Annotated in this window: 25 protein-coding genes; 17 read left to right on the top strand and 8 right to left on the bottom strand. The window is 65.3% G+C overall.

Going from position 1 to position 20,788, the window contains the following annotated elements:
* Positions 1 to 2: 2 nt before the first annotated feature.
* Together phnH and phnG are read right to left on the bottom strand one after the other, a co-directional pair.
* The gene (gene phnH / locus RIC54_RS01105) at positions 3 to 599 is read right to left on the bottom strand and encodes a phosphonate C-P lyase system protein PhnH (RefSeq protein ID WP_350097637.1); all 597 of its coding nucleotides are present in this window, start codon (positions 597 to 599) and stop codon (positions 3 to 5) included.
* Positions 600 to 602: 3 nt separating this feature from the next.
* On the bottom strand, positions 603 to 1,085 hold the full coding sequence (gene phnG / locus RIC54_RS01110; protein WP_350097635.1) for a phosphonate C-P lyase system protein PhnG: 483 nt from the start codon (positions 1,083 to 1,085) through the stop codon (positions 603 to 605).
* A gap of 111 nt (positions 1,086 to 1,196) precedes the next feature.
* Here phnG and phnF point away from each other — a divergent pair, with 111 nt between their 5' ends.
* Together phnF and RIC54_RS01120 are read left to right on the top strand one after the other, a co-directional pair.
* The gene (gene phnF / locus RIC54_RS01115) at positions 1,197 to 1,964 is read left to right on the top strand and encodes a phosphonate metabolism transcriptional regulator PhnF (RefSeq protein ID WP_350097632.1); all 768 of its coding nucleotides are present in this window, start codon (positions 1,197 to 1,199) and stop codon (positions 1,962 to 1,964) included.
* Positions 1,965 to 2,026: 62 nt separating this feature from the next.
* A complete protein-coding gene (locus RIC54_RS01120) occupies positions 2,027 to 3,310 on the top strand; it encodes a pentapeptide repeat-containing protein (RefSeq protein WP_350097630.1) in 1,284 nt (427 codons plus the stop codon).
* Between the two features lie 12 nt (positions 3,311 to 3,322).
* Here the strand turns inward: RIC54_RS01120 and RIC54_RS01125 are convergent, their stop codons facing one another.
* A complete protein-coding gene (locus RIC54_RS01125; protein WP_350097628.1) occupies positions 3,323 to 4,759 on the bottom strand; it encodes an aldehyde dehydrogenase family protein in 1,437 nt (478 codons plus the stop codon).
* Between the two features lie 214 nt (positions 4,760 to 4,973).
* On the opposite strand from RIC54_RS01125, the gene RIC54_RS01130 reads away from it, so the two are divergent.
* The 9 genes from RIC54_RS01130 (at position 4,974) to metZ (ending at position 13,578) form a co-directional block, all read left to right on the top strand.
* A complete protein-coding gene (locus tag RIC54_RS01130; RefSeq protein ID WP_350097626.1) occupies positions 4,974 to 6,275 on the top strand; it encodes an ABC transporter substrate-binding protein in 1,302 nt (433 codons plus the stop codon).
* A gap of 81 nt (positions 6,276 to 6,356) precedes the next feature.
* Positions 6,357 to 7,253, top strand: a complete 897-nt coding sequence (locus RIC54_RS01135; protein WP_350097624.1) for a branched-chain amino acid ABC transporter permease — start codon at positions 6,357 to 6,359, stop codon at positions 7,251 to 7,253.
* A gap of 9 nt (positions 7,254 to 7,262) precedes the next feature.
* Positions 7,263 to 8,222: a branched-chain amino acid ABC transporter permease gene (locus RIC54_RS01140; RefSeq protein ID WP_350097622.1), complete on the top strand. Its 960-nt coding sequence runs from the start codon at positions 7,263 to 7,265 to the stop codon at positions 8,220 to 8,222.
* Complete coding sequence (locus RIC54_RS01145) at positions 8,222 to 9,028, top strand: ABC transporter ATP-binding protein (RefSeq protein WP_350097620.1); 807 nt, start codon at positions 8,222 to 8,224, stop codon at positions 9,026 to 9,028. Before RIC54_RS01140 ends, RIC54_RS01145 begins: the two co-directional genes overlap by 1 nt.
* Positions 9,015 to 9,677, top strand: coding sequence for an ABC transporter ATP-binding protein (locus tag RIC54_RS01150; RefSeq protein WP_350097618.1), 663 nt, complete (start codon positions 9,015 to 9,017; stop codon positions 9,675 to 9,677). Before RIC54_RS01145 ends, RIC54_RS01150 begins: the two co-directional genes overlap by 14 nt.
* Before the next feature lie 54 nt (positions 9,678 to 9,731).
* Entirely contained in the window at positions 9,732 to 10,397 is a 666-nt protein-coding gene (locus RIC54_RS01155) for a hypothetical protein (protein WP_350097616.1), read from the top strand.
* A complete protein-coding gene (locus RIC54_RS01160; RefSeq protein ID WP_350097614.1) occupies positions 10,372 to 12,075 on the top strand; it encodes a thiamine pyrophosphate-binding protein in 1,704 nt (567 codons plus the stop codon). The genes RIC54_RS01155 and RIC54_RS01160 overlap by 26 nt, the downstream gene beginning before the upstream one ends.
* Before the next feature lie 109 nt (positions 12,076 to 12,184).
* On the top strand, positions 12,185 to 12,388 hold the full coding sequence (locus RIC54_RS01165) for a DUF1737 domain-containing protein (RefSeq protein ID WP_350097612.1): 204 nt from the start codon (positions 12,185 to 12,187) through the stop codon (positions 12,386 to 12,388).
* A complete protein-coding gene (metZ, locus tag RIC54_RS01170) occupies positions 12,385 to 13,578 on the top strand; it encodes an O-succinylhomoserine sulfhydrylase (RefSeq protein ID WP_350150418.1) in 1,194 nt (397 codons plus the stop codon). The genes RIC54_RS01165 and metZ overlap by 4 nt, the downstream gene beginning before the upstream one ends.
* Before the next feature lie 5 nt (positions 13,579 to 13,583).
* On the opposite strand, the gene RIC54_RS01175 is transcribed toward metZ, so the two are convergent.
* On the bottom strand, positions 13,584 to 13,763 hold the full coding sequence (locus tag RIC54_RS01175) for an RT0821/Lpp0805 family surface protein (RefSeq protein ID WP_350150420.1): 180 nt from the start codon (positions 13,761 to 13,763) through the stop codon (positions 13,584 to 13,586).
* A gap of 99 nt (positions 13,764 to 13,862) precedes the next feature.
* Here RIC54_RS01175 and RIC54_RS01180 point away from each other — a divergent pair, with 99 nt between their 5' ends.
* Entirely contained in the window at positions 13,863 to 14,021 is a 159-nt protein-coding gene (locus RIC54_RS01180; protein ID WP_350150422.1) for a hypothetical protein, read from the top strand.
* A 52-nt stretch (positions 14,022 to 14,073) separates the two neighbouring features.
* On the opposite strand, the gene RIC54_RS01185 is transcribed toward RIC54_RS01180, so the two are convergent.
* From RIC54_RS01185 to RIC54_RS01200, 4 genes are read right to left on the bottom strand one after another with little or no spacing between them, the layout of a single operon-like run.
* Complete coding sequence (locus RIC54_RS01185; RefSeq protein WP_350097606.1) at positions 14,074 to 14,544, bottom strand: periplasmic heavy metal sensor; 471 nt, start codon at positions 14,542 to 14,544, stop codon at positions 14,074 to 14,076.
* Positions 14,541 to 14,999: a hypothetical protein gene (locus RIC54_RS01190; RefSeq protein ID WP_350097604.1), complete on the bottom strand. Its 459-nt coding sequence runs from the start codon at positions 14,997 to 14,999 to the stop codon at positions 14,541 to 14,543. The genes RIC54_RS01185 and RIC54_RS01190 overlap by 4 nt, the downstream gene beginning before the upstream one ends.
* Positions 14,996 to 15,559 (bottom strand): RNA polymerase sigma factor, encoded by a 564-nt coding sequence (locus RIC54_RS01195; RefSeq protein ID WP_350097602.1) that lies wholly within the window; start codon positions 15,557 to 15,559, stop codon positions 14,996 to 14,998. Before RIC54_RS01195 ends, RIC54_RS01190 begins: the two co-directional genes overlap by 4 nt.
* A gap of 27 nt (positions 15,560 to 15,586) precedes the next feature.
* On the bottom strand, positions 15,587 to 16,087 hold the full coding sequence (locus RIC54_RS01200) for an EF-hand domain-containing protein (protein ID WP_350097600.1): 501 nt from the start codon (positions 16,085 to 16,087) through the stop codon (positions 15,587 to 15,589).
* Between the two features lie 167 nt (positions 16,088 to 16,254).
* On the opposite strand from RIC54_RS01200, the gene kce reads away from it, so the two are divergent.
* From kce to RIC54_RS01225, 5 genes are all read left to right on the top strand, one after another.
* Complete coding sequence (gene kce, locus RIC54_RS01205; protein WP_350150424.1) at positions 16,255 to 17,193, top strand: 3,5-dioxohexanoate:acetyl-CoA acetone transferase; 939 nt, start codon at positions 16,255 to 16,257, stop codon at positions 17,191 to 17,193.
* A 125-nt stretch (positions 17,194 to 17,318) separates the two neighbouring features.
* Positions 17,319 to 18,134 carry a shikimate dehydrogenase family protein gene (locus tag RIC54_RS01210; protein ID WP_350097598.1) on the top strand — a complete coding sequence of 272 codons (816 nt, stop codon included), beginning with the start codon at positions 17,319 to 17,321 and terminating at the stop codon, positions 18,132 to 18,134.
* On the top strand, positions 18,131 to 18,556 hold the full coding sequence (locus tag RIC54_RS01215) for a GNAT family N-acetyltransferase (RefSeq protein WP_350097596.1): 426 nt from the start codon (positions 18,131 to 18,133) through the stop codon (positions 18,554 to 18,556). Before RIC54_RS01210 ends, RIC54_RS01215 begins: the two co-directional genes overlap by 4 nt.
* A 113-nt stretch (positions 18,557 to 18,669) precedes the next feature.
* Positions 18,670 to 19,689 (top strand): ATP-grasp domain-containing protein, encoded by a 1,020-nt coding sequence (locus RIC54_RS01220; protein ID WP_350097594.1) that lies wholly within the window; start codon positions 18,670 to 18,672, stop codon positions 19,687 to 19,689.
* A gap of 98 nt (positions 19,690 to 19,787) precedes the next feature.
* Positions 19,788 to 20,642, top strand: coding sequence for a penicillin-binding transpeptidase domain-containing protein (locus RIC54_RS01225; RefSeq protein ID WP_350097592.1), 855 nt, complete (start codon positions 19,788 to 19,790; stop codon positions 20,640 to 20,642).
* Positions 20,643 to 20,788 lie beyond the last annotated feature (146 nt).

Genomic DNA, 20,788 nt, shown 5'->3' on the forward strand with positions numbered 1-20,788 from the left:
GCTCAGTTCTCCGAGACTGAGGTGGTGCGGGGCAGGGCGGCGATCCGATTGCCCGCGACCAGAATGAGATCGACGCCGCACGGGAACAGCCCCTGGTTGGCACGCCATTCCGTCCAGAGGTCAGGGCGCAGGCCATGTGCGTTCAGCGTGTGGGTTGTCTCGATGCCCGGACCGGATAGAACCAGCCCGCTCCCCGCCGCCAGATCGTCAACCTGTACGATCACGGTGGTCGAGGTTTCGGGCCAGGCGTCATCGCCGATTGCGAACTGGTCCAGCGCCGGCACGGTGGCGCCATCAGCAACGGCGAACGCGGCATTGGCCGGCGTGTCGACGACCGGACAGCCGCAGTGGAACTTCAGGAACGCGATCGCCGCGGGTGTCCTGATTTCGGGAGCCAGCCAGATCGGCGTGTCGTGATCGGCCAGGGCCAGGCAGATTGCAGCGGCGCCGACGCTCAACGGAGCCGGCGGGTTCAGGCCTTCGGGGATCGCTGCAATGCGCCCGGGGCGCGCCATCGAATCCAGCGCCAGCCGGAACACGTGCTGTGCATCAATGACCGGGTCGGCAAAGCCGGGGCGAAGATCGATCGTATCGGCCATGACTCAGCTTCCCCGAACCATCGTGAAGAACTCGACCTTGGTGGCAGCGGCCTTGCGGCTGCGGTTCAGGCGCTTCTCGTCCAGCCGCAAGGTCAGCGGGGCGATGATCGCCCGCTCGAGGGCGTCGCGTCGGGACGGGGTCTGCAGCATGGCGTCGACCGCAGCGGCCAACTCGGCGTGGCGCCGGTTTCGGCCCATCACGTAGCCGAAGCCGACCGCGCCGTACTCCAGCTGGACCGCGCAGCGCGTGACCGCGACTTCGCCGAGATTGAAGCGCTGGCCGGTTCCACCGGCCCGGCCACGGGCCATGACCATCCCGATTTCAGATGGGCGCACGACGGTCCAGGCCGGCTTGGACGGCAGGTTGTTCCAGAGAGTGTCGAGATCGCCGAACTCCGCCTTCGCCAAGATCGACATCCAGCGTTGGCGGGCCCGGCGTTCGGCGGATTGTTCCGGAGTTGCGGTAGACGTGTGTCTTGTCGGCATGGACGACTTCCAATGTTGTCTAGACATCCATATGAATTTTCGACACTATGCTGCCGAAGACCAGCGCTGTAAAGCGCGTCCGAATGAAGTTTTGATGACGGGGAACAAGCCGTGACGGTGATCGATCGGGACTCCGGCGTCTCTGTCTGGCGCCAGATCGAGCAGACCCTGTCCGAGGAGATTCGTGCCGGGCAGTGGGGCGAGGGCTCGCGGCTGCCGACCGAGGGCGAGTTGTCGGAGCGGTTTCGGGTGAACCGCCACACCGTGCGCCGCGCCGTCGGCGGGTTGGCCGATCGCGGGCTGGTCCGGGTCGAGCAGGGGCGCGGGATCTTCGTGCGCGAGAACGTGCTGGAGTACCTGATTGGGCGGCGGACCCGATTCACGGAGAACGTGAAACGCGTCAACCGCTCACCCGGCGGTCATGCAATCTCTCTGAGTCGCCAACGGGTCGACCGCGAGATTGCAGGCGTTCTGGGAATCCGTGCCGGAGCGCAAGTCGTTCACCTCGAGACCGTCGGCGAGGTCGATGGCCGGCCGGTCTCGTACGGATCGCACTGGTTCGCCGCCAAGCTGTTCCCACGATTCGAGGAAACCTATCGCGCAACCGGATCCGGCTCGATCACCCAGGTGATGGAAGAGCATGGCTTCGGCGACTACGAACGAGCAGTAACCAAGGTGACGGCACGGATGCCGGACGCTGCCGAGGCGGACCTGCTGAAGCAGCCGCGCACGCGCCCGATTCTCTATGTCGAGTCGTTGAACGTGACGGTCGATGGCCAGCCGGTTCAGGCGTCTCATGTCCGATATGCGGCGGATCGATTCCAGATGGTATTCGAGACACGGTCGGTTACCGGCGCGGCCTTTGAGGAAGAGCACTGAAATCTGGTATGGTATGCTAGGTAATCGTCGGTTGTGAAAATCGACCGGGAAGGACTGGTGAAGTGAGTTTCGACCCGAACAATGTTGACTGGAAAACGGCCGAGCTGATTCGCAAGCATGGGCACTTCCTGAACAACTACCCGGGCGGTCAGCGTGCCGACATGCGCGGCGGCCGGCACAACGGAGCACAACTGAACGGCGTGGATCTGCGGCGGGCCATGATGTCGGCGGCGGATTTCCGTGGTGCACAGTTCGTCGGCGCCAACCTCTCCGAGGCGACTCTGGCCGGATCCCAACTCAGGGTCGCGGATCTGAGCGGTGCCAAGCTGGTGAAGACTGATTTCCGTGGTGCCGACCTGGAACAGGCCAAGCTGACATCGTCTGACATCACCGACGCTGACTTCAGGGCCACCACGATCGGCGCTCCGGCCGGCAGCGACATCGCGACCAAGCTCGACGGCGCCGATCTGGATCACGTCAAGGCAGTGCGCACCAACCTGACCCGGGCGAGCCTGATGGGCGCCACGGCACGCGGAGCGCATTTCGACGGGGCGTCGCTGGATCGGGCGAACTTCAAGGGCGCCAACCTTCAGCACGCGACGTTTGTCAGTTCCAGCCTGCGCGGCGCCAATCTCCAGGAGGTGAACTTTGCCGACGCGACGCTGTCCAACACCGACCTGACCGGCGCTGACCTTCGTTCCTGCCATCTTGACGGTGCCGATATGTCGGGCGCCGACCTGACTGACTGCGTCATCGCATCGGGCATGGACGAACTTGACGACGACGTCAGGGCGCTGGTCATCGAGCACTTCGCCTGGATCAGTTCCGGCGGCCGCAAGGGAAACCCGGCCAGCTTCGCGGAGCGCGACCTGAGCGGCGTCAATCTGTCGGGAGCGGATCTGTCGGCGGCGGACTTCTCGGGTGCCAACCTGTCCGGCGCCAACCTGAAGCGGTGTTCGTTCCGGTTCGCCAAGTTTGGCGGCGCCAACCTGACGTCGGTCCAGTTGAACCGCTCCGACCTTCGCGGCGTGAGTTTCAGGGGAGCGATCCTGGACAACGCCGATCTGCAGAGCAGTTCGCTCGTGGCGATGCCGCTGGTCGACCCGCGCAGTGGTGAAAAGAAGGGTGAGTGGCCAACGGATCTGTCGGGCGTTCACGCTGAGGGCGCTAGTTTCAGCCGGGTCGACATGTCCGGAGCGAACCTGACAGACGCGGTGTTCGACGGAGCCGACCTGAGCTATGCCCAACTGGTTGGCTGCGCGATCGCACGGGCGAGCTTCACCGGTGCAAAGATGGACAATGCCCGCCTCCCCGAAGGTCTGTCGAACAACGGGGAGGCGGCCTAGTCGGTCCTGGTCTCAGGGCAGGGTGTAGGCGGTCTTCACCGTGGTGTAGAACTCGGCGGCGTAACGGCCCTGTTCGCGCGGGCCGTAGCTTGAACCCTTACGGCCTCCAAACGGCACATGGTAGTCGACGCCCGCGGTCGGCAAGTTGACCATCACCATTCCGGCCTCGGAGTTCCGCTTGAAGTGGCTTGCGTGCTTCAGCGACGTGGTGCAGATGCCGGCTGACAGGCCAAACTGGGTGTCGTTGGCGACCGCCAGGGCCTCGTCGTAGTCCTTCACGCGAATGACCGACGCGACCGGACCGAAGATCTCCTCACGGTTGATCCGCATGGCGTTGGTGGTCTCGGTGAACAGCGCCGGCTGCAGGTAGAAGCCTTCCTTCGAACGGTTGAGACGCTCGCCGCCAAACGCCAGCTTGGCGCCTTCGCCCTGGCCGATCTCCAGGTACTTCATGTCCTGGGACAACTGGGACTCGTCGACGACCGGGCCGATGTCGGTGCCGGCGGTTAAGGCGTCGTCGACCTTCAGCGTCTTGATCTTCTCCACGACCGCGTTGACGAACCGGTCGTGGATGCCTTCGGTCACCACCAGGCGGGACGATGCCGTGCAGCGCTGGCCGGTCGAGAAGAACGCGCCGTTGACCACGGCACCGACGGCGGTGTCCAGGTCGGCATCGTCCAGAACCACCATCGGGTTCTTGCCGCCCATTTCCAGCTGAACCTTGGCAAAACGGGCGGTGCAGGTGGCGGCGACATGCTTTCCGGTATCCACCGACCCCGTGAAGGACACTGCACCGATGGCGTCGTTGTTGAGGATCGCTTCGCCAACCACGGAGCCGCGCCCCATCACCAGGTTGAATGCACCCTTGGGCAGGCCGGAACGTGACAGGATCTCGGCGATGGCCCAGGCGCAACCCGGCACCAGGTCGGCCGGCTTGAAAACGACGCAGTTGCCGTAGGCAAGCGCTGGCGCAATCTTCCACGCAGGAATGGCGATCGGAAAATTCCACGGCGTGATGATGCCGACAATGCCGACGGGCTCACGGGTGATCTCGACATCGACCCCCGGCCGCACGCTCTGGACTTTCTCGCCTTGGATGCGGAGCGCCTCTCCGGCAAAGAACTTGAAAATCTGGGCGGCCCGGGTCGCTTCGCCGATCCCTTCCGGCAGGGTCTTGCCCTCTTCGCGGGCCAGCAGGCGGCCGAGTTCGTCGCGGCGTGCCATGATCTCGTTGCCCACGAACTCCAGCACGTCATAGCGCTGCTGCGGGGTCGACCGGTTCCAGCCATGGGCGGCCGACTTCGCCGCGTCGACGGCACGGGTCACGCCGGCGGCGTCGGCCTGGGCGTAGGTGCCGACGATATCGGAGAGGTCGGACGGGTTGATGTTGTCGCGCGCGGTCGCGCCATCGACCCACTCGCCGCCGATGAAATTCTGCTGCACACCCATGAGGCGTCTCCCTGGTGTTAATTCATGTGAGTTTGGAAACTGAGTAACCCCCGCCCGCGGCGCTGGCAAGCGGTCCCCCGCGTTGCATGTTGGCGGCGCACATGGTTCCATTTCGCTCCCCGCGACCAAGCGGGCATGACGGACGGGCGAAACTGTCCGCGCGAACAGGGACTGGGATTGCGTGGCTGGAGCACCGGCGAAAAAGGGGATGGAGATGACAACCAATTCATTGATGGGGGCGATCGGCGTTTCGGTCGCGGCCTCATTGATCATGACCGTGCCTGCGGTCGCGAAGGACTCTGTGACGATTGCCGTCCCGGCATTCTTGTCCGGTCCGGCAGCGGGACCGTTCGGCGTTCCGGCGCGCAACGGCGCCGAGATGGTGATCGACGCGATCAACGCGGGAAAGCTCCCGGCACCCTACGACAGCAAGGGCTTCGCCGGTGCCTCGGTGGTGGCCGATTACATCGACGAGAGCGGCGGCAACACCAAGCAGGTCGCCGAGTATCGGAACCTGGTGCAGAAACGCGAGGTGGACGCCGTCATCGGTTACATCTCGTCGGGGTCTTGTGCCGCACTTGCGCCAGTGGTCGAGGAACTGAAGACCCTGACCGTGTTCGCCGTCTGCGGTACACCACGGGTGTTCGAGGACGGTGCTCGCGAGTACATCTTCCGTACCATGAGCCACGCGACCGCCGATAACGTCGCCGCGGCGCACTACGTCAAGGACATGTTCCCGGGCGTCAAGACCTACACCGGTATCAATCAGAACTACGCCTGGGGGCAGGACAGTTGGCGCGACTTCGAACTGGCGATGAAGGTCCTGATGCCGGCGGCAAAGCAGTCCGACAAGGTGCAGTTCCCGAAGATCTTCGCCGGCCAGTACGGATCCGAGATCTCGGCGCTGTCGCTTGACGATGCCGAACTGGTCCATTCGTCGTTCTGGGACGGTGACCTCGAAGGCTTCATCTTCCAGGCCGCACCGCGCGGTCTGTTCGAAAAGAAGAAGGTCATCTTCACGGTTGGCGGCACGGCGGCCTATCGCCTCGGCAAGAAGATGCCCGACGGTCTGATCCTCGGCGCCCGTGGACCGTACGGGATTCTGGTGCGCGACCGGAAGACGGCGTTGAACGACTGGTTCATCAAGACCTACTTCGACCGCTACGGCACCTACCCGTCCGGCCCCGCCTACCAGTATGGCCAGGCGGTCCTGGCGACCAAGATCGCCTACGACAAGGCAGCGGCGGCGGCGGGTGGCTTCCCGAGCAAGGAGCAGGTGATCGCTTCGTTCAAGGGCCTCGAGTTCGAGAGCTTCTCGACGAACGTCAAGATGGCGCTCGCCGGCGGCCATCAGGCCTTGACCGAGAACGTCTACGGCATCACCAAGTGGAATGCCGATGCGGCCGAGCCGGGTGTGACGGACGTCAAGTTCTACCCCGCCGAATGCATCATGCCGCCTGACGGCGTGACCAGCGTCGAGTGGATCGAGAAGGGCATGCCCGGCGCCAAGTGCTGATCGGGCACGGCGGGCGTCGGCCGGTTCCGACGCCCGCCGGTCACTCTGCATCCTCGGTTCGACCCTCCAGGAGCGTTGTCCATGGAAACGGCCGTCACCATCCTATTGGACGGGCTGGTGTTCTCCTCTTACCTGTTCCTGGTCTCGGTCGGGCTGACGATCATCTTCGGGGTTATGAAGATCCTGAACGTGGCCCACGGCAGCCTGTACGCGTGGGGGGCCTACACGTCGGCCTACCTGATCGGGGTTTGGTCGGAAGCCGGGTTCGGCGATGCCGGCACCTTCCTGATGATCGCGGCTGCGGCCCTGGTGGTTGGCTGCATTCTGGGATTCGTGCTTGAACGTGGCCTGATCCAGTTCATGTATGCGCGCGATGAAGTCATCGTCGTGCTGGCAACCTTCGCGACCTTCCTGATCCTGGAGGACGTGATCCTCCTGGTGTTTGGCGTCGACCCGTACTTCGCCTACCAGCCGATGGCCTATCTCGGTTCGGCCGAACTCGGCGGCATCCTGCGCGACGTGTACTCGCTCACCCTGATCGGTCTGGCGGCGGTGGTCGGCATCGTACTGTGGATCGGGCTCACCCGGACCCGTTGGGGCAAACTGCTGGCGGCGGTGATCCACGATCGCGAGCTGTCGATCGCGATGGGTATCGACGTCACCAAAGTCTACGTTCTCACCTTCATGCTGGGGGCCGTGTTGGGCGCGCTCGGCGGGGCCTACGTGGCGCCGATGGTGTCGGTGGCGCCGGGCTTCGGGGTCGAGGTGATCGTTCTGTCGTTCGCGGTCGTCGTGATCGGCGGCATGGGCAGCATCCCGGGCGCCGCGATCGGTGCTCTCGTTGTCGGAATCGCCCGGGCGATTGCGGTCCACAAGCTGCCGGAAGTCGAGTTGTTCGTCGTCTACGGCGTAATGGCCGTGGTTCTGGTGTTTCGGCCGGAAGGCCTGTTCGCGCCGGCCAGCGCGCGCAAGATCTGAGGGAGCGGGATGGAGACCACGCGCGACTGGACAATCCCGGGTGTCACGATCGGCTTCGCAGCGGTCGCGGTTCTGGGTCTCTGGCTGCTGCCGGACTGGTTGATGAACCTGACCGTTATTGCGTTCGCCCGCGCCCTGGCGGTCGTCGGGTTGATGGTGCTCTGGCGGACCGGCCTCGTGTCGTTCGGGCATGCCCTGTACTTCGGACTGGGTGCCTACACCGTCGCGCTGCTTGGCAAGGACGACGGGATTTCCGAGGTGCTGATCACCCTGCCGGCCGCCACGCTGGTGGCGGCGGCAGTCGGGCTGATGCTGGGCTTCATCGTACGGCGGTATCGCGAGATCTTTTTCGCGATGTTGAGCCTGGCGTTCTCCATGGTGCTCTACGGCATTCTGGTGAAGACCGAGGCCCTGGGATCAACCGATGGCTTCAACGTGCGGACCCCGACGTTTCTGGGCTTTGCACCGGATGATGCCGGCACCACGTTGCGGACGATCTTCGTGGTGTTGTGCGGGCTGTGCTGGGCCGTGGCTGTGCTGGTTCATCGCTACCTGCAGTCAACGCTGGGCCGATTGACCACCGCAATCCGCGACAACGAAATCCGGGTTGAATACCTCGGATACTCTGTCGCCCAGGCGATCCACGGCAAGTACGTGATGTCGGCGGCGTTGGCCGGACTTGGCGGCGGGATGCTGGCCATCGCCCTCGGTCAGGTTGATCCGGATTCCATGGTGAACTGGACGGTGTCCGGCGAGTTGGTGTTCGTCACCATCCTGTCGGGCCCGGGCAGCGTCGCGGCCCCGTTCATAGGCTCGATGATCTACGAGTTGATCCGGACATACGCCTTTGAATGGCTGCCGCACGCCTGGCAGCTGATTGTCGGGGTAACGTTGCTGAGCATCATCTTCTTCCTGCCGGGCGGAGTGTGGTCGCTGTTGGCGCGGTTGCGCCGCCGGGAGGTCGAGTGATGTCGGCACTTCTGGAAGCTCGCGGGCTGAACAAGAGCTTCGGCGCGGTGACGGCGGCACGTGACGTCGACATTGCCGTTTCTCCGCACGAGATCGTTGGAATCATTGGGGCCAACGGTGCCGGAAAGACCACGTTCGTGAACATGGTCACCGGGTGGCTGAAGCCGACGTCCGGGCGGATCCTCTATGAGGGCCACGACATCGTCGGCCGGACACCGCGCGAAATCACCCGCCTCGGCATCTGTCGCTCATTCCAGGTCGCCCAGATATTCGGGTCGGCCAGCGTGTTTGACAATCTCATGATCGCCCTCGGCATCGCCGAGGCGAAGGGGCTGGCCGCCCTGCGGTTACTGCGCCGCCCGGACCTGGCGGACAAGGCCGACGCGCTGCTGGCCCGCTACGGGATCGCCGATTATCGCAATCAGAGCGCCGGAACCCTGCCACAGGGCGTTCGCAAGCTGCTGGACATCGCGATGGCGATGGTGGCGGCGCCAAAGGTCCTGTTGCTGGACGAACCGACCAGCGGGATCTCCAGCGATGAGAAGTTCGTGCTCATGGACGTCGTGATGAGCGCGCTGAAGGAGGACGGTGTCACGGTCCTGTTCGTCGAGCACGACATGGAGATCGTCAGCCGATACGTCAGCCGGGTCGTGGCGTTCTATCAGGGTGAGATCATCTGTGACGCACCGCCGTTGGTCGCTCTGGCCGATCCCAAGGTGAAGGAATTCGTGATCGGCGAGGATCTGCACAATCAAACGCTCCTCAAGGGCGGTGCACTGCAGGAGGCGCCCGATGCTCGCGGTTGAAGGACTTGAGGTTTCGATCGGGCCGGTCCCGATCCTGCGCGGGGTCGAGTTGGCGGTACCGAGCGGCGCGATGTGCGGGCTGATTGGCCGGAACGGCGCAGGCAAGACCACCCTGATGCGCGGCGTGATGGGACTGTTGAAGGCCCATGCCGGGGTCATCCGGTTCGACGACGACGATCTCCTGGCGATGAATGGTTTCGAGCGGGCCAGGATCGGGATCGGCTACATGCCGGAAGATCGCAAGCTGGTTCCGGCGCTGACCGTCGAAGAGAACGTGATGCTGCCGGTATGGTCGACCGGGATCGAACAGCCGCAGGACAGGCTCCGGTGGATCTACGATCTGATGCCTGAAGTCGAGGAGTTCCGCAGCCGGCCGTCGATGAGCCTGTCCGGTGGACAGCAGAAACTGGTGGCCTTGGCCCGGGCGCTGATGGTCGGTCGACGCTTGCTCCTGCTGGACGAACCGACCGAGGGGATTGCCCCGATCCTGGCTCGGCGGATCGTCGATGTCCTCTCGAACCTAAAGGGCCAGGGGATGTCGGTTCTGATCGCCGAATCCAACGACACCCATTTGCACGGCCTGCTTGACCAGACCTATGTGATCGAGCGCGGCAGCGTCCTGCGCCGCGAGGAGGCGGCCGTTACCTGACAGGCCACAGAGCCTGATCGCATAAGCGAGAAAGAAGAAACGGGAGGTGTTGATATGTCCGCTACCGGTTATCTGCTTCGGCAGATGGTAGATCGCCTGGAGCCGGGGGCACGCTTTGCTGAGCCGCTGCCCGCTCTGAACCGGGTGCTGTTCTGTCACCGCGGCAGTTTCGAGACCGGCGACGGTGTGGCATTCGCCGAAGACAGCGCATGGTATGGCTCGGATGCCGTCGCCATTGCCGCCGGACCGGATGGCGCGGTGGTGTGGCGGTGGGAACTGGCACCGGAAGATTCAGAACCGGTTCTGGCAAGCGGGGAGGGAGTGACTTCGACCGAGAATTTGACGGCGCCGCTTGATGGTCCCGATCCGGCTGCGGAGTGGATCATGCGCTGCGACAGTGTCAAATTCCCGATCGGAGGCGCTGCACTCACACACACTCACCAGGGGCCGGGCATCCGGTGCCTGCGCCAGGGGCAGATCCGCATCGACACGCCCGCTGGGTCGACCCATTATCTGCCTGGTCAGGCTTGGTTCGAGCCAGGTCCCGATCCCGTCTTCGCCCAAGCCAGCGAGCTTGAGTGCACCAAATTCGTCCGTGTAATGGTCCTTCCCGCCGAACTCCGCGGCAAATCCTCCATCCAGTACGTCAATCCCGACGATCACGAGAAGCCCAAATCCCAACGGTATACAGGCTATGTCGACGAACCCATCGAGCACTGACCGAACCAACACCGGCCGCATCGGCGGCCATATTCTGGTGGACTGCCTGAGGGCGCATGGCGTCGATCTGGCGTTCGCCGTTCCGGGCGAAAGCTACCTCGCCGTGCTGGACGGGCTGGTAGACGCGCCGGAAATCCGCACCGTGGTGTGCCGCCAGGAAGGCGGCGCCGCGATGATGGCGGAGGCGTACGGCAAGCTGACCGGCAAGCCCGGGATCTGCATGGTGACCCGCGGTCCCGGCGCCACCAACGCGAGCGCCGGCGTGCACATCGCGTTCCAGGATTCCACGCCGATGATCCTGCTGGTCGGCCAGGTCGGCCGCGAGATGGTGGACCGCGAGGCGTTTCAGGAGATCGACTACCGCCGGATGTTCGGCCAGATGGCCAAGTGGGTGGCGCAGATCGACGATCCGGCACGCATCCCGGAATACATCAGCCGGGCGTTCCACACCGCCGTGTCCGGCCGGCCCGGACCAGTCGTGCTAGCGCTGCCGGAGGACATGCTCGTCGAGCGGGCACCGGTATCGGATTTCGATCCCTACAAGCGCAGCGAACCGCACCCGGGTCCGGCCGATCTGGCCCGGTTCCGAGAGATGCTTGCTGCTGCTAAGAAGCCGCTGGTGATTGTCGGCGGCGGAGGCTGGGATGCAGACACATCGGCGTCCCTGGCCCGTTTTGCCGAGGCCAACAAGCTGTCGGTCGGAGCGTCGTTCCGCTGCCAGGATTATCTCGACAACCGGCATCCGAATTATGTCGGCCATGTCGGGATCGGCATCGACCCCAAGCTCGGCGCCCGGGTGCGCGACAGCGACCTGCTGATCGTCGTGGGTGCCCGGCTTGGCGAGATGACCACCAGTGGCTACTCGTTGCTGGAGATCCCGCGCCCACGCCAGGGGCTGGTGCATGTCCACGCCGGTGCGGACGAGTTGGGACGGGTCTACCAGACCGACCTGCCGATCCACGCCAGCCAGCGCGCCTTCCTGGCGGCGGTGGCGGAGATGCAACCGGTGGACTCATCGGCCTGGGCGTCGGAGACGCCGGTGGCGCGGGCAGATTACGAGGCGCTGCTGAAGCCGCTGCCGACACCCGGATCGGTGCAGATGGCCGACGTGGTCGGCTGGCTCGACCGACAGTTGCCGGACGATGCGATCGTGGCCAACGGTGCCGGCAATTACGCGACCTGGGTCCATCGCTACTACCGCTACAAAGGATTTCGGACGTGCCTGGCGCCGACCTGCGGGTCGATGGGGTATGGCGTGCCGGCTGGAGTGGCGGCCAAGCTTGTGCATCCGGATCGCACGGTCGTCTCCGTGTCCGGCGACGGCTGCTACATGATGCACGGCCAGGAACTGGCGACTGCGGTCCAGTACGGGGTCAACACCATTTTTCTCGTGGTGAACAACGGCATGTTCGGCACGATTCGTATGCACCAGGAGCGGGAGTATCCGAACCGCATCAGTGCCACCGAGCTGCGCAACCCGGACTTTGCGGCCCTGGCCGTGGCTTACGGGGCCCATGGAGAGGTGGTGACCCGCACGGAGGACTTCGCCGGTGCGTTCGAGCGCGCAAAGGCATCCGGCCGGCCGGCGCTGATCGAGATCAGGGTCGATCCGGAAGCCCTTACCCCGGTTCGGTCCCTGACCCAGATCCGTGAAGCGGCGATCGCCAGCGGCCTCTGAAGGGCTCCGGCGGGTCCTGTCGAAAGTTCTTTATAGCGGACGGGATCTGTTTTAATGGATGTCGCCTGCCGTGCAGCTCCACTGCGGCGACATCCAACGGACCCTGCCGATGACTGACACGCCTCGCAAAGCCTACCGGCTGCTCACCGGCCCCGACACCGCGGAGTTCTGCCTGCGGGTCAGCGGTGCGCTGCAGGAGGGCTATCGGCTGTGGGGCGGTCCGGTGATGACGCTCGGCCCCGACGGCATGGTCGTCGGTCAGGCGGTGGTGTTGCCCGATTACCTCGAAGCTCCGAAGGCGGAATCCCGATGACCGATCAATCCGACTGGCGTCCCGCGACCAAGCTGGTGCGCGGCGGCCTGCGCCGTTCGCAGTTTCGCGAGACCAGTGAAGCGCTGTTCCTGAACTCCGGCTTCGTCTACGACGATGCGGCCCAGGCCGAGGCGGCGTTCAACGGCGACGTCGACGTCTTCATCGACTCCCGCAACGGCAACCCGACGGTCGCAACGTTCGAGGATCGGCTGGCGGCGCTGGAAGGCGCGGCGGCCTGCCGGGCGACCGCAACGGGCATGGCGGCGGTGTTCGCTGCCCTGTTGTGTCAGGTCAAGGCGGGCGATCGGGTGGTGGCGGCGCGAGAACTGTTCGGGTCGTGCCATTACATTATAGCCAAGCTGCTGCCGCGCTGGGGCGTGGAGGTCGAGTTCGTCAAGGGCACCGATCTCGACGCCTGGGAGAAGGCATTGTCGCGGCCGACCACCGTCACCTTCCTGGAGAGTCCGTCCAACCCGATGCTCGACATCGTCGACATCGCAGCGGTCACCGAGTTGTCGCACCGGGCCGGTGCCCGGCTGGTGATCGACAATGTGTTCGCTACTCCGCTGTTCCAGCGCCCGTTGGAACTCGGCGCCGACGTCGTCGTCTATTCCGCGACCAAGCACATCGACGGGCAGGGGCGTTGCCTGGGCGGTGCCGTGCTGGGCGCCAAGGACTTCATCGACGACGTGTTCCAGCCGTTCTATCGGAACACCGGCCCGTCGATGAGCCCGTTCAACGCTTGGGTCATGGCTAAGGCCCTGGAGACCCTGGATCTGCGGGTCGAGAGGCAGACCACGAACGCGGCACGGATCGCCGGCTGGTTCGAGGCGCGTTCCGACATCAAGCAGGTGCGATACCCCGGAATGGCAAGCCATCCACAGCACGAACTGGCCAAGCGGCAGATGTCCGGGTTCGGCAGCCTGGTGACGATTGAACTGCCGGGTGGCAAGGCGGCGGCGTTCAAGTTTCTCGATGCCCTGTCGTTGATCGACATCTCGAACAACCTCGGCGACGCCAAGTCGCTGGTCTGCCATCCGTCGACCACGACTCATTCCCGCCTGACCGAGGCCGAGCGCCTGGACATCGGTGTCACCGAAGGTGTGGTGCGCCTGTCGATCGGCCTGGAGGCCCCCGATGACCTGCTGGAGGATATCGAGCAGGCGCTGGCGGCAGCCTCGGCGGCCTGAGTTCGTCAATTCATGCTGACGATCCGCCAACTGCCGTCCGGCTGCCGGCAGGCGGTGCCGTAGCTCTCGACCGGGCGGCCGTTCACATAGGCGGTGGTGGTGTACTCGCGGCAGTACGCCTGAGGTGGCGCCTGCAGGTACATCGGCGGCCGCTGGATGATGACCGGCGGAGGGGGCTCTACCACAACGTATCTTGGCGGCGGTGGTGGCGGTGTCATGTCCCAGATAAACAGGCCTGAGATGCTGCTGCCGCGGTGGCGATGATGGTGCCGTCGGTGACGGTGATGACCATGCCAGCCGTGGTCCCACCCGCCGTGGTGGCGCCAATGATCGTGGCGGTCACCGCCGCGGTGCCGGTGGTCGGCCTTCGCCGTCCCGGCCTGGGCGATGAAGAGGGGCAGTCCCAACGCCAGCATGGCGAGCCCCCTGATCAACAACCCTGAGCACCTGAACATCTGCCTTTCCTCCTGCGGCGCCCTTCGATCGAAGAGCAGCCTAGTTGCGACCGGCTTTTCGCCGTTCCCATTCCCGACTGCGTTCCACCACGGCTCGCCGCTGCTCCGGGGTGAGTTGGCTGACCACATCGACCATCACCGCATTGATCGCGGTATAGAATTCGCTCATCTCCGTGCGCATTACAGCCAGGGCATTTGTGTAGGCCTGTCGGTCGAATGGTTCGGCTTCCAGCGCGGCGGTCACCGCCTCGCGCGAGCGGCGCATGTCATCGCGCAGCGGCTTGATTTCCTTGGCATGCTCTTGCCAAGCGCGTTCCAGAGCCGGGGCGCCTTCGGGTCCGAGCGCGCGGTGCATCCAGCCGGGAGCCGCACCTTCCGCCGTCGTCCGTTCCATCCGGTGATGCGGACGGTGCGGATCGAGCCAGCGTCCGACCATCAAGCCACCCAGGAACAGGTTCACGACCAGCGACGCGAACAACGCAATCGATACCAGGCGCAGACGGCTCGTCATGGCAGGAACTCCACGAAGCCGGCACCCGACGCCATGGCTGCGGCATCGGCGACCGGGTCGTAGTCGGCGTAAAGGCCAGAGGCGTCGGCCACCGAGACGTCGGAAGTGGTGACACCGACAACGATCCCGATCACTGCGGCAGCGACCAGTCCGGCCGCCGGCCGCCACGGTGCGCCGAAGAACGGCCACAACCCTGCCAGCCGATCAGCCCAGCCCACGCCGGCACGCTCTGGAATGTTCTTGAGCGCGACCCGAAGCGCCGGGTTTGGGATTGGGGTCGGGAGGGTATCCAGCAGATTGTCGAACGCCGCCGCATTGGCAGCTTCGGCGGCCAGATCCGGGTCCGAGGCAACCATACGAAGGGCATCATCGCGCTCGGTCGACGGCCATCGGTCCGGATTGGCGCCATAGGCCGCGAGCAGGGCACGTACCCGATCCGCCGTCACTACTGTCATGGCTCACCTCCGATCAGGTCGGCGCGCTGGCCTTCGAGTGCCGCACGCAAGGCCCGCCGTCCGCGGGCCAGGAGTGATTCAAGCGCCTCTACCGAGACGCCCAGAACGTCCGCCGCCTCGGCGCCGGACCGTTGTTCATAATGCACCAGCACGATCGCCGTCCGCTGCCGCTCGGGCAAGGTGTCGAGTGCCTCGCGCACCGCCGCCGAGGTCTGGCGGGCGGAGATCTGGCGGTCGGCTTGGTCGGCGGTATCCACCAGGACTACGGTCTCCGGGTCGACGGTCGGTCGCCGGCGTCGCAACCGGTCGAGGGCGGCGTTGCGTGCGATCCGATACATCCAGGTCGATACCTTGGCCGCCGGGGTCCAGCGCGCTGCGGTGCGCCAGACCGCCAGGTAGGCGTCCTGGACGACATCCTCGGCACTGGCCCGGTCGCCGACCAGCCGCTCGGCGAAGGCGAGCAGCCGGTCGGTGTGCCGGTCCACCAGGGCGCGATAGGCGACGGGATCGCCTTCGGCAATTCGAGGCATGAGATCCGCATCGGGATCATCCTCCGGCATTCCCGTCACCGAGTCGTCGCCGGATGGTCAGTTCTTCGCGCCCGGCTGTCCCGGCTGAGCGTGGTGGTGCCCGCCGTGGTGCTTGCCGCCGCTGCGATGATGACGACGCTGCTTGGCGTCACGCATCTCCTCCATGGTCAGGGCGCCGTCACCATCGGCATCCATGCGCGCCAGCATGGCGCCCTTGCGGGGATCGAACTCCTCGACAGAGAGCACGCCGTCGCCATCGCTGTCGAGCCAGAGCACCATCTTCTGGAGGCGCTCGATCCGCTGGGCCTTGCGGGCCTCATCCAGCTCCTCGACGCTCAGCTTGCCGTCGCCATTGGCGTCGGCCTTGGCGAAGCGGGCATCGCGGTAGGCGCGCATCTCGGCGGCGCTGACCTTGCCGTCCTTGTCGGCGTCCATTTCGGCGAAGTGCGCGTCGGCTCGCGCACTGTGCTTGCCGCCGCCATAGGCGAGGGCGGCGGTGCCGGCACCGGCCGTGGCGAGGGCCAGCACGGCGGCGATCGTGAGTTTGCTGCGGGTCATCGTCTGGTTCTCCGTTGGGGGGCGGGAGCGGCCGGGATCGCCCGACCTCATTTACTTCAACGTCCGCTCCACGGAGTTCCGTCGCACCTTTTCAATTGAGCCCCGATCCGGCTAGGCTCTCGCCGTCAAAAGACCATCCCAAGCAATACGCCCCGAGGAGACGAGCCATGGCGGCCCCCCAGAACAAGGTCATCATCACCTGCGCCGTAACCGGCTCGATCCACACCCCGACCATGAGCCCGCACCTGCCGCTGACGCCGGACGAGATCGCCCAACAGTCGATCGCGGCGGCCGAAGCCGGCGCGTCCATCCTACACCTGCACGCCCGCAACCCGTCCGACGGCAGCCCGACGGCCGATCCGAAGGTGTTCATGGAGTTCCTGCCGCGCATCAAGCAGAACACCGACGCGGTGGTGAACATCACTACCGGCGGCGGCCACGGCATGACCCTGGACGAGCGGCTTGCAGCCGCCTATGTGGCCAGCCCGGAGATGACCTCGCTGAACATGGGGTCGATGAATTTCGGCCTGTACCCGATTCTCGACAAGGTGAAGGAATTCCAGCATCCCTGGGAAGCCCAGTTTCTGGAGAATTCCCGTGATTTCATTTTTCGAAACACCTTCAAGGATATCGAGTACGTTCTTAAGGAATTAGGAGAAGGTCACGGCGTGCGCTTTGAGTATGAGTGCTACGACGTCGGCCACCTGTACAACTTGGCGCACTTCCTGGAGCGCGGCTTGGTGAAGCCGCCGCTGTTCGTCCAGACCATCTTCGGCATCCTCGGCGGCATCGGCGCCGACACCGAGAACCTGATGCACATGAAGCGGATTGCCGACAAGCTGTTCGGCGACCAGTACCGGTGGAGTGTTCTGGCCGCCGGCCGCCACCAGATGGGCTTCACGACCATGGCCGCCCTGAACGGCGGCAACGTGCGGGTCGGGCTGGAGGACAGCCTGTTCATCGGCAAGGGCAAGCTCGCCCAGAGCAACGCCGAGCAGGTCTCCAAGATCCGCCGGATCATCGAGGACATGAGCCTGGAGGTCGCGACCCCCACAGAGGCCCGCGAGATGCTGGACCTCAAGGGCGGCGATCAGGTGAAGTTCTGATCTGGAATGGCCGCTGAGTAATCTCAGCCGCCATACTCTTTGACCAATGCATCGGCCCGATCCCTCCGACACTTGGACGTTCCAAGCACAGAGGCCGGGCCGACTGTCTACTGGAAGCGAGGCGCATGCCAACCCTGAACATCACCGGCAAGACCACGGTCTATGGCATCCTGGCGCATCCGATCGACCATGTGCGGGCACCGACGGTGTTCAATCCGCAGTTCGAGAAGCACGGCATCGATGCCGTGATGGTGCCGTTCCACGTCCGTCCCGACGACCTGCCGTCGGCGGTCGCCGGGATGAAGGCAAACCGCAGCCTGCGCGGTCTGACCGTGACCGTCCCGCACAAGGTGGCGATTGCCGAGATGTGCGACGAACTCGGCGCCGGTGCGCAACGGGTCGGAGCCGCAAACGCAGTGCTGTTCGACGACGACCGCCGGATGATCGGGGATAATTTCGACGGACAGGGTTATGTCGCCGGGGTGAAAGGCGGCGGCTTCGACTTCGCCGGCAAGGACGTGTTGCAGCTCGGTGCCGGCGGTGCCGGCATGGCGATCGCCTTCGCGGTGGCGGAAGCCGGTGCCGCCAGCCTCAGCATCGCCAACCGCACGGTCGCCAAGGCCGATGAGCTGGCAGGCCGGGTGCACCAGCTGTTTCCAGGGTGTGTCGTCCGGGGCGTCCCGGCCGATGCTGATCCGGCCGGATACGATCTGGTGATCAACACCACCTCGCTCGGCCTGCATGACGGTGACCCATTGCCGGTCGACGTGGACCGGCTGGACGCGGCGACCGTGGTCAGCGAGATCATCATGATCCCGGAGGAGACCGGCCTGCTGAAGGCGGCCAAGGACCGGGGCCACGCCGTCCACTACGGCAGGCCGATGCTGGACGAGCAGATCAAGCTGATCGCGGCGTTCATCGGCTGCCCGATCCCGGCGTGACGGCGGCGGCGATGCACGGCTATACGCTGCGAGAAGGCAAGGATCTGGCCCGCGCCGACGTGGTCGGCCTGTATCAGGCCAACCGCTGGTCGTCGGCCGCCAAGCCGGACCTGCTGATGACCGCGCTCGGTAACAGCGACAGCGTGGTGACCGCCTGGGCCGGCGACACGCTGATCGGGCTCGGCAACGCGCTGTCCGACGGTGCGCTGGTCGTCTACTACCCGCATCTGCTGGTGCACCCGGACTGGCACGGCAAAGGGGTGGGACGGGCGATCATTGCCCGCCTCCAGGAGCGCTACGCTGGTTTCCACCAGCACGCCCTGATCTCCGACCCCCACGCGGTCGGGTTCTATCAGCGCTGCGGCTTCACCAAGGCCGGCGACTGTCAGGCGATGTGGATCTATGCCGGGGGTGACGGTTAGGCTGTTGATGCCCGGACGGCACCAGTGTACTTGCACAATACCGCTGTCATGTGGGTTGCGGAACGGATCAAGTGAGGCGATCTCTGGCGTCTGACGCCGCGAAGGGAAACGCCATGACGCAGCCGACCGTCTTTCCGTCGAACACCGTCCCGCCGATCCATGTCATCCACGAGAATCCGGACTGGCTGCCGCCGTTCGCCAAGGCGTTCGCGGCCCGGGGCGAGGCGTTCGTCGACTGGAACCTGTCCGACGGCGCGTTCGACCTGTCGTCGCCGCCGCCGGCCGGGCTGTTCTACAACCGGATGAGCGCGTCGGCGCACAGCCGCGGCCACCGCTATTCCCCGGAGTACGCGAGCGCGGTGATCGCCTGGCTGGCGGCCCACGACCGGCCGGTGATCAACGGTCCAGGTGCGATCGCGCTGGAGGTCAACAAGGCGGCTCAGCTGGCACGGCTTGAGCGCGCCGGCGTGCCGGTCCCGCGCACCGTTGCGGCCCTGGGGGCCGAAAGGATCGCGGAGGCCGCCGAGAGCTTCGCCCCGGGCCCGGTGATCGTGAAGCCGAACCGGGGCGGCAAGGGCTTGGGCATCCAGCTGTTCGAGGACGCCGGCGAGGCCGCCGCACGGGCCCGCGCCGGCACGCTACCCGGCTCGACCGACGGCATCACGCTGCTGCAGGACTACGTCCGGACGACCGACGGCTCGGTGACCCGTGCCGAGTTCATCGGTGGCCGGCTGTTCTACGCGGTGCGGATTGACACCGGCGGCACCTTCGAGCTGTGCCCGGCCGACGTCTGCGCACCGGAAGAAGCCGCTGCAACCGGTGGTCCGGTGTTCACTGTGGTCGAGAATGCGGTCGAGCCGGAGCTGGAGCAGGCGATCGGCGTGTTCCTGCGCGACGCCGGCATCGACATCGCCGGGGTGGAGTTCGCGCGCGACGCCGAGGGTCGACCCTATGTCTACGATGTCAACACCAACACCAACTACAATCCCGATGCCGAACGCGCGGCGGGAGTGTCGGCGCCGCAGGCCTTGGTTGACTACCTGATCCGCGAACGCAACCGGCACTTCGCCTCGCCACGGATCGCATTCAACGGCTGGGGATTGGTGCCGGGCCGAATTGCGGCAGCGGAGTGACTGCGGCACCGCCGTAATGCCCTGACTCCGCCGTTCGGGCACCGCAATCCATCTGCAGCGTTATCGATGCGAGAGAAGCTGAGGTGATGGAGGTTGTGATGCCGGTATCGATGCATAAGCGCGCCCGCTGGATGGCCCCCGCCATGATCGTCCTGGCGGGTATCGTGGCAGGCGCACCCGCTGGGGCAGACGGTCGGGCCAGCGACGACATTGTCGAGATCCCGGAGTGGCGCAGCGCTTTTCAAACCTCCGGGGTCAGCGGCACCATCGTGTTGCGTCGCCTTGGTGACCGCCGCAGTTTCGTCTCCGATCTCGATGCCGCCGAGCGGGGATTGCCGCCGGCGTCCACCTTCAAGCTGCCGCACTTGCTGATCGCGCTTGAGACCGGCGTGATGCGGGATGCCGGGCCGACCGCGTCCGGATCCGAGCTGCAGCGGATCACCGCGGCGATCGGCAGCGAGCGCATGGCTGAGTGGCTTCAGCGCCTCAATTACGGCAACGCCGGCACCACAGAGGGCACCGGCCGTTCCCTGATGAGCGACGGTTTGCGGGTGACGCCGGTTCAGCAGGTCGATTTCGTCGAGCGTTTGCTGTTGGGTACCCTGCCGGCGAGCGGTCGCTCGCAGACCATCGCCCGCGATGTCGTCCCGGGTGAACAGGTTGGCTGTGACGCGGTGATCCGCGCCAAGTCGAGCTGGGCGCCGACCGTGCACAACAATGGAGGCGATGCCGAGCTGGGCTGGCTGGTCGGCTGGGTCGAGATGCCGCGCGAGGTCTGGTTGTTCGCGACGGCGATCGAAGGGAACCCGGCACTGGTCGGCTCGAGCGCTCGGCAGGTGACCCTGGATGTCTTCAGCCGTCTCGGTATCGGCGACGAAGCAAGCTGTGCTCCCATGCCAAGCGCCGCGGCGGTCGCGACGGAACCCACGCAGATTGCCGAGGTAGGGCGCTGATTCGGCTTGCTCCACGACGGTCAAGTGGGGCGAATCGGCGGTTTCTTGTGTTATCCACATAAAATTACGCCAGATATGGTGGTCCTGCTTGTTGTCGTAGTCCATATCCCGTAGCCTCTTGTCATCCGAACACAAGATGTGGGTGG

This window comes from Thalassobaculum sp., assembly GCF_040219215.1.
In the GTDB taxonomy this organism is placed as follows: domain Bacteria; phylum Pseudomonadota; class Alphaproteobacteria; order Thalassobaculales; family Thalassobaculaceae; genus Thalassobaculum_A.

Excerpts from the sequence above, each read along its gene's own strand:
- phnH (WP_350097637.1), bottom strand. The coding sequence starts at position 599 with ATGGCCGATACGATCGATCTTCGCCCCGGCTTTGCCGACCCGGTCATT.
- phnG (WP_350097635.1), bottom strand. The coding sequence starts at position 1,085 with ATGCCGACAAGACACACGTCTACCGCAACTCCGGAACAATCCGCCGAA.
- RIC54_RS01125 (WP_350097628.1), bottom strand. The coding sequence starts at position 4,759 with ATGGGTGTGCAGCAGAATTTCATCGGCGGCGAGTGGGTCGATGGCGCG.
- RIC54_RS01130 (WP_350097626.1), top strand. The coding sequence starts at position 4,974 with ATGACAACCAATTCATTGATGGGGGCGATCGGCGTTTCGGTCGCGGCC.
- RIC54_RS01135 (WP_350097624.1), top strand. The coding sequence starts at position 6,357 with ATGGAAACGGCCGTCACCATCCTATTGGACGGGCTGGTGTTCTCCTCT.
- RIC54_RS01140 (WP_350097622.1), top strand. The coding sequence starts at position 7,263 with ATGGAGACCACGCGCGACTGGACAATCCCGGGTGTCACGATCGGCTTC.
- RIC54_RS01145 (WP_350097620.1), top strand. The coding sequence starts at position 8,222 with ATGTCGGCACTTCTGGAAGCTCGCGGGCTGAACAAGAGCTTCGGCGCG.
- RIC54_RS01150 (WP_350097618.1), top strand. The coding sequence starts at position 9,015 with ATGCTCGCGGTTGAAGGACTTGAGGTTTCGATCGGGCCGGTCCCGATC.
- RIC54_RS01155 (WP_350097616.1), top strand. The coding sequence starts at position 9,732 with ATGTCCGCTACCGGTTATCTGCTTCGGCAGATGGTAGATCGCCTGGAG.
- RIC54_RS01160 (WP_350097614.1), top strand. The coding sequence starts at position 10,372 with ATGTCGACGAACCCATCGAGCACTGACCGAACCAACACCGGCCGCATC.
- RIC54_RS01165 (WP_350097612.1), top strand. The coding sequence starts at position 12,185 with ATGACTGACACGCCTCGCAAAGCCTACCGGCTGCTCACCGGCCCCGAC.
- metZ (WP_350150418.1), top strand. The coding sequence starts at position 12,385 with ATGACCGATCAATCCGACTGGCGTCCCGCGACCAAGCTGGTGCGCGGC.
- RIC54_RS01180 (WP_350150422.1), top strand. The coding sequence starts at position 13,863 with ATGACCATGCCAGCCGTGGTCCCACCCGCCGTGGTGGCGCCAATGATC.
- RIC54_RS01185 (WP_350097606.1), bottom strand. The coding sequence starts at position 14,544 with ATGACGAGCCGTCTGCGCCTGGTATCGATTGCGTTGTTCGCGTCGCTG.
- RIC54_RS01190 (WP_350097604.1), bottom strand. The coding sequence starts at position 14,999 with ATGACAGTAGTGACGGCGGATCGGGTACGTGCCCTGCTCGCGGCCTAT.
- RIC54_RS01195 (WP_350097602.1), bottom strand. The coding sequence starts at position 15,559 with ATGCCGGAGGATGATCCCGATGCGGATCTCATGCCTCGAATTGCCGAA.
- RIC54_RS01200 (WP_350097600.1), bottom strand. The coding sequence starts at position 16,087 with ATGACCCGCAGCAAACTCACGATCGCCGCCGTGCTGGCCCTCGCCACG.
- kce (WP_350150424.1), top strand. The coding sequence starts at position 16,255 with ATGGCGGCCCCCCAGAACAAGGTCATCATCACCTGCGCCGTAACCGGC.
- RIC54_RS01210 (WP_350097598.1), top strand. The coding sequence starts at position 17,319 with ATGCCAACCCTGAACATCACCGGCAAGACCACGGTCTATGGCATCCTG.
- RIC54_RS01220 (WP_350097594.1), top strand. The coding sequence starts at position 18,670 with ATGACGCAGCCGACCGTCTTTCCGTCGAACACCGTCCCGCCGATCCAT.
- RIC54_RS01225 (WP_350097592.1), top strand. The coding sequence starts at position 19,788 with ATGCCGGTATCGATGCATAAGCGCGCCCGCTGGATGGCCCCCGCCATG.